This window comes from Corallococcus terminator, from assembly GCF_003611635.1.
GTDB lineage: Bacteria > Myxococcota > Myxococcia > Myxococcales > Myxococcaceae > Corallococcus > Corallococcus terminator.
The window spans coordinates 1-6650 of sequence record NZ_RAVZ01000446.1; the positions used below are offsets into that span (position 1 = coordinate 1).

Genomic DNA, 6650 nt, shown 5'->3' on the forward strand with positions numbered 1-6650 from the left:
GCGCTCGGGCGCGGGTTCGGTGGCGCGGGCCGGGACGGTGGCCGGCGGCCGGGTGTTGCCACGCACGGGCTTCTTCTCCGGCTCATCCGACGCGCGGTAGGCCTTGCGCTCCGGGGGCGGCTCCGGCGGGTCGTCGTAGGCGTCGCGCGCGGGACGCTCGCGCACGGGCTTGTCGTCGTCGCCGAACGGATCCTCGTCGCGCTTGCGATCCTTCTCTTCAATCTCCCGGAGCTTGGCGGCCTCCGTCTTCGACTGCCGACGCTCGGGCGCGGCCTCCGGCGCATCCGCGGCGCGGCCGTTCACCGCGTTGAACTTCCGGGCGCATTGGGAGCGCTGGTTCGTGCAGCCCTCGAAACAGCGCGTCAGCTTGCGGATGGCGCTGCTGTTGCCGCCGTACTCGATGGTGCAGTCCTCCTTGCACGCGACGGCGTCCTCCTCGCATCCCGGCGGGATGGGGGCGGCCAGGGCAGGGGGACCAAGCAGGAAGGCGAGGACGACGAGGCGCGGAAGAAGACGCATGGCAAATGTGAAAGCTACCAGTCTTCAGCGCTTCCCGGGGGAGGGCCCCGCGATATCGTCAGCCCCACGCCCGGCGCCCGGGCGAGAGGAGACGCATGCCGGCGGTCAAGGTGGGCATCATCGGGGGCCAGTCCCTCTACCAGGCCCTGGGACTCCAGGGCCGGGGCGAGCACCTCACCATCGAGACGCCCTTTGGCCCCCACAGCTCGCCGCTCGTCGCCACGGAGCTGGAGGGCGTCAGCGTCGTCTTCGTCTCCCGCCACGGCCAGGGCCACGTCCACAACGCCACCCGCTCCCCCTACCGCGCCAACCTCTTCGCCCTGAAGGTCCTGGGCGTGACCCACGTCATCGCCACCGGCACCGTGGGCAGCCTGCGCGAACACATCCAGCCGCTCCACCTGGCCCTGCCGGATCAGGTCATCGACCGGACCTACCGCCGCCCCTGCACCTTCTACGACGACGTCGCCGTGCACGTGGAGCTGGCCCAGCCCTTCTGCTCCACCCTGCGCCAGACGCTCCACGACGCCGCGCGCCACGGCGACACCGTGGTGCACCCCACCGGCACCTACGTGTGCATCGAAGGCCCCTCGCTCAGCACCCAGGCGGAGAGCCAGCTCTACCGCACCTGGGGCTGCGACCTGGTGGGTCTCACCGCGATGCCGGAGGCGCGGCTCGCGCGCGAGGCGGAGCTGCACTACGCCCTCATCGCGCTGCCCACCGACCACGACTCCTGGCGTCCCCAGCCCGTGGGCCAGGAACCCGAAGCCCTCCTGCCGCAACTCGCCCAGCGCCTGGACGCCGTCACCGCCCACGGGGCCGCCCTGCTGCGTCGCGCGCTGCCCCGCATCGCCGGCACCGCGTCCCAGTGCCGCTGTGACACCGCGCTCGCGCTGGCCATCTTCACCGACCGCGCCCGCATCCCCGCCGAGGTGCGCTCCCGCCTGCGCCCGCTCCTGGGGCGCTACCTGCCGTCCGGCGTCGTCTAGCAACCGACACCCGGCGGTCCCCATGGCGAGCGCTCGGCCGGCTGCCTGCTGCCGAATGCCCGGACCGTTCGCACATTGGCTCCCCAATAGACCCGGAGGGGGACCACATGGGGCCACCACGGCTCAAGTACCTGACGTGGAGGGAGTTCGGCCGGCGCTTCTGGAAGGAGATTGAAGAGGACGCCGTCACCGACGTGGCGGCGCAGTTGTCGTACTACTTCATCTTCTCCCTGTTCCCGTTCCTGTTCTTCCTCGTCACGCTGGTGGCGTACCTGCCGTTCGCGCCCGGCGCCGTGGACGCGATGATGGACCGCATCCGGCCGCTGGTGCCCGGGGACGCGCTGGGCGTGGTGAGCCAGCACCTGACGTCCCTCGTCGGCGAGACGCGCCCCAGGCTGCTCACGGTGGGTCTGCTCGTCGCGCTGTGGTCGGCCTCGCGCGGCGTGGATGCCCTGCGCAAGGCGCTCAACATGGCGTATGACGTGCCGGAGTCCCGGCCCTACTGGAAGACGCAGGGCCTGGCGCTGACGGTGACGCTGGCGGGCACGCTGCTCATCCCCCTGTCCTTCGCCATCCTGCTCCTGGGCGGGCGCGTGGGCGCGTGGATCGCGGACAAGCTCGCGCTCATCGACGAGTTCCACCTCGTCTGGTCCTGGCTGCGCTGGCCCTTCACCGCGGGGCTGGTGATGCTGATGCTGTCGCTCTGCTACTACCTGCTGCCGGACGTGAAGCAGCGCTTCAAGTACATCACCCCGGGCTCCGTGTTCGGCACGCTGGCGTGGCTGGGCAGCACCTGGGGTTTCACCCAGTACGTGGAGCACTTCGGCAAGTACGACGTCACCTACGGCTCCATCGGTGGCGTGGTGGTGCTCCTGCTGTGGCTCTACCTCTCCGGGCTCATCTTCATCCTCGGAGGGGAACTCAACGCCATCCTCGAACACGCCTCCGTGAAGGGGAAGGCCAAGGGCGCGCGCGACTTCGGTCAGCCCGCGCCCCTGGAGCCGCCCCTCAAGACCCCGGGCGCCGCGAAGAGCGCCAACAGCGCCCGCAAGACGCGGCTGGCCCTGTTCCGCAGGAAGCGCCGGGTGGCCGAGGGCAAGGACCCGGAGCCTCCCGGCTTCCTGCCCGACGGAAGCGACAACCCGCCCGTGCACTGAAAAGGGGCCCGGGCGGCTCCCGCCGGAGAAGCAGCCGACTACTTGGGCAGCTTGGCCTTGATGGCCGTCAGGCCGCCCGCGTCGTTGCGGCCGCCCTTGAGGCCCTGCTGCGCGATGATCTTCCGCAGGTGCGCGATGCGGTCCGCGTTGGTGGGGTGCGTGGACAGCCACTTGAGCACCGAGGGCTGGGTGCCCTGCATCTGCTGGAGCTTCTCGAAGAAGGCGATGAGGCCGTTCGGATCAAAGCCGGCCGCGGCGGAGTACTTCGCGCCGTACTCGTCGGCCTCCGTCTCCTCGCTGCGCCCGTGCGCGAGCTGGAGCCCGCCACCCGCCAACTGCGCGGCGATCTGCGCGGCGGTGCCCGGGTTCTGGCCCAGCGCCACCTGGGTGATGGTCTGCAGGCCGTAGGCGTTCACCATCGCGCGCGCCGAGTGACGGCCCACCACGTGGCCCGCCTCGTGCGCCATGACGCCCGCCAGCTCCGCCTCGGTGTCCGCCGCGAGCAGCAGGCCCGTGTAGACGTAGAGGAAGCCGCCCGGCGTGGCGAAGGCGTTGACCTGCTTCGGGTCGTTGATGACGTTGACCTTCCACTTCACCCCGGAGCGGTCCTTGTTGGCCTGCGCCAGGATGGGGGCGGAGATGCCGCGCACGTACTCCAGCACCGCCGGGTCCTCCACGTACTTGATGTTCTCCTTCGTCTCCAACTCCTTCTTCACCTGGAGGCCGAGCTGATTCTCCTGCTCGTCGGAGATGAACGCCTTGGCGATCGCCTTCTCCGCGCCGACGCGCTGCTTCGCGCAGCCGGTGGTGAGGCCCGAGGCCAGGGTAAGGGTCAGGATTGCGGTGGCCATCCGATGCATGGGCGAGTCGTCCCTTCGCTAACGAGGTTTGAGGCGTGTCTGGCCCCTCGTAGTCACGCTGACTCGCCCCGGGCAAGCCCCTTCCAGGTCCCGTTTTCAACGGAGGAAAGAGGGCACCCGGGCCCCCGATGCATGGGAAATGCGCGGGGTGGGGGAACAGGTGCTATGTGCCCCGGTGGATGCCTGAGCTACCGGAAGTGGAGATCGCCCGGCGCAACCTCGTGCGCTGGTTCAAGGGCCACCGCATCGTGCGCGCGGAAGCGGACGCCACCCGCATCTTCCGGGGCGCGGAGCTTGCGCACTTCGCGAAGCTCACCGGCCAGGTGACGGCCCTGGAACGCAAGGGAAAGTACCTTCTGCTCACCCTGGAGGGAGGGCGGGGCCTGATGGCCCACCTGGGGATGACCGGCAAGTTCGTGCGCCGCCAGGAGGGCGAGCTTGTCCCCTACAGCCGCGCCCGCTTCCACCTGGAGGACGGCCACGTCGTCCACTTCTGTGATCCCCGCCTCTTCGGCCGGATGGAGCCCGCGCCGTCCCAGGGGCTGTGGGAGCTGGCCTCCGTGAAGGCCCTGGGGCGGGATCCGCTGACCGAAGGCCTCACCGGCCCCCAGCTCCAGGAGGCGGTGGGGGATTCGAAACAGGACTTGAAGGTGGCGCTGATGGACCAGGGACGGATCGCGGGCCTGGGCAACATCCACGCGGCGGAGGCACTCTTTCGCGCGGGCGTGCACCCGGCGCGCAAGGCCGCGACCCTCACGCCCCCGGAGTGGCAGAAGCTGGCCGAAGGGGTCCACGCCGCGTTCGATTTCGCCTTCAAGGAGCAGGAGGGCGAGGACATCGTGTACCTGGAAGAGCCGGGTTCCGTGAATCGCTTCCTCGTCTATGGGAGGGCGGAAGGGCCGTGCTCGAAGTGTGGAACGACGGTGGAGTCCTTCACCCAGGGTGGGCGCACCACGCATTTCTGTCCGAAATGTCAGCCGCTCCCCAAGGCCCCCGCCCGTCCTGGAAAGCCGCCGAAGAGGCCCTCGCAGGTCGTTGACGGAGCGAAGCCCCGCTCCCGTAGACGTTGACACCCCAGGGGGGCATGGCTTGAATCGCCCGCCCTTTACACCCGGCCGCGTCATGTCGTGGCCCCGGAGACCGTTGACCATGCCTCACGTCCTGCTGGCGGCGCTGCTCGTCGCCTCGTCCACGGCCACCGCGCAGACGCCGCCGGTGCCTGATGGTGGCTCGCCCGCCGCGGCATCCCAGGAGTCGGCTCCGGCCGAATCTCCTGCCCCCGCTCCCGCCGCGCCCGCTGCCTCCACCGAGGGCTCCGTCAGCCGCGAGGAACTGGAGCAGCGGCTGGAGGCCACCCGCCAGGAGCTGCGCGAGGACATCCGCGCGCAGACGGCCACCCAGGCCGTGGCCAACAACAACGACTGGCAGGAGGAGTGGACGGAGGAGAAGCGCAAGCTGGAGCTGTTCACGCTCGACGGCTACCTGCGCGTGCGCCCCACGCTCTTCTACAAGTTCGACCTGGGCAAGCCCGCGCTGCCGGCCGGCACGCCCCTGGGCCGTCAGTTGTGGACGCGCTCGCCGCGCTCCGCCTCGGAGCAGACCCAGGCGGGCGCCAACATGCGCTTCCGCCTGGATCCGTCCTTCAACGTCTCCGAGGACGTGCGCGTCAAGGTGCAGGTGGACGCCCTGGACAACATCCTCCTGGGCTCCAACCCGGACAGCGCCTACGCCGGCGACGGGCGCAACAACTTCACGCTCTTCTCGGAGAACCAGACCCCGGGCAACTCCGCCATCAACGCGTTCAAGGACTCTGTCCAGGTGCGGCGCGCGTACGGCGAGGTGACGACGCCGGTGGGCATCCTGCGCTTTGGCCGCATGGGCAGCCACTGGGGCCTGGGCATGCTGCGCAACGACGGCAACTGCCTGGACTGCGACTACGGCGACACGGTGGACCGCATCCAGTTCGTCACCGAGCCGTTCGCCGGCTGGTACGTGACGCCGATGCTGGACTTCAACTCGGAGGGCGTGACGTCCGAGCGCGCCAACTCCCTGGGCGAGCCGGTGGACCTCACCCAGTCCGACGACAGCCACAGCCTGGTGCTGGCCATCGCGCGGCGTGACACCGAGCAGCAGGAGCGCGCCAAGCTGGACAACAACCAGGGCGTGCTCAACTACGGCCTGTACTTCACCTACCGCACGCAGCGGTACGCGACGCTGGGGGACACGAGCGGCGTCCCCATCAACCCCGACCCCGTGGTCAACGTCAGCACCCCCACGTTCCTGCCGCGTGGCGGCACGATGTATGTGCCCGACCTGTGGTTCAAGTACGCGGAGAAGAAGTTCCGCATCGAGGCGGAGTTCGCGGCGCAACTGGGCACCATCGACGGGCGCGCGCTGACGACGGCGGACCCGGCCTCCCAGTCGCTGCGCATCGCGCAGTTCGGCGGCGTGCTCCAGACCGAGTTCCACATCATCGAGAACAAGCTGCACCTGGGCGTGGAAGCGGGCTTCGCGTCCGGTGACAAGGCGCCGGGCTTCGGCAACTACCCGGGCCGCCAGGGCACCGGTTCGGACGGCAACACCGCGGCGGGCGACGTGGAAGGCCGGCAGTACCGCTGCGACACCGGCGGCTGCAGCGACAACGCCATCCGCAACTTCCGCTTCAACCGCGACTACCGCGTGGACCTCATCCTGTGGCGCTCCATCCTCAACGGCGTGACGGATGCGTTCTATGTGAAGCCGGGCCTCAAGTACTCCATCGCGGAGGGCTTCGACGTCTTCGGCAGCATCATCTACTCGCAGGCGTTCTACGGTGAGTCCACGCCCTCCTCGGTGAACAAGGGCCTGGGCTTCGAGGCGGACGTCGGCGCGCGCTACGTGACGGAAGACGGCTTCGTGGCGGGCATCGACTACGGCATCCTCTTCCCGCTCGCGGGCCTGAAGGACCTGAACCTGCCCGCGCAGGAGCTCAGCACCGCGCACGCCATCCGCGGCACGCTGGCCATCAAGTTCTAGCCATGCGCGGACCTCTTCCCCGGTTGTGTGTCGCCGCCGCCCTGACGCTGGGGCTGGTGGCGTGTGGCATCAAGGGCAGTCCCCACGCCCCCCGTCCGGCGCCGCCCGCGCCC

General features: G+C 69.7%; 5 protein-coding genes and 1 pseudogene. 4 read left to right on the forward strand and 2 right to left on the reverse strand.

Annotation, left to right across the window (positions count from 1 at the left end; all coding sequences use genetic code 11):
- Positions 1-519 (reverse strand): annotated as a pseudogene (locus D7V88_RS37555) (hypothetical protein); the annotation flags it as partial.
- 95 nt (positions 520-614) lie between these two features.
- Here D7V88_RS37555 and D7V88_RS37560 point away from each other — a divergent pair.
- Positions 615-1505 (forward strand): MTAP family purine nucleoside phosphorylase, encoded by an 891-nt coding sequence (locus tag D7V88_RS37560; RefSeq protein ID WP_120545372.1) that lies wholly within the window; start codon positions 615-617, stop codon positions 1503-1505.
- Between the two features lie 107 nt (positions 1506-1612).
- The gene (locus tag D7V88_RS37565; RefSeq protein WP_120545373.1) at positions 1613-2662 is read left to right on the forward strand and encodes a YihY/virulence factor BrkB family protein; all 1050 of its coding nucleotides are present in this window, start codon (positions 1613-1615) and stop codon (positions 2660-2662) included.
- Between the two features lie 38 nt (positions 2663-2700).
- Here the strand turns inward: D7V88_RS37565 and D7V88_RS37570 are convergent, their stop codons facing one another.
- The gene (locus D7V88_RS37570) at positions 2701-3522 is read right to left on the reverse strand and encodes a M48 family metallopeptidase (RefSeq protein WP_120545374.1); all 822 of its coding nucleotides are present in this window, start codon (positions 3520-3522) and stop codon (positions 2701-2703) included.
- A 179-nt stretch (positions 3523-3701) separates the two neighbouring features.
- Here D7V88_RS37570 and mutM point away from each other — a divergent pair, with 179 nt between their 5' ends.
- Both mutM and D7V88_RS37580 read left to right on the forward strand, forming a co-directional pair.
- Positions 3702-4592 carry a bifunctional DNA-formamidopyrimidine glycosylase/DNA-(apurinic or apyrimidinic site) lyase gene (mutM, locus tag D7V88_RS37575; RefSeq protein WP_120545375.1) on the forward strand — a complete coding sequence of 297 codons (891 nt, stop codon included), beginning with the start codon at positions 3702-3704 and terminating at the stop codon, positions 4590-4592.
- Positions 4593-4671: 79 nt separating this feature from the next.
- Entirely contained in the window at positions 4672-6537 is a 1866-nt protein-coding gene (locus tag D7V88_RS37580) for a TIGR04551 family protein (RefSeq protein WP_244238606.1), read from the forward strand.
- Positions 6538-6650 lie beyond the last annotated feature (113 nt).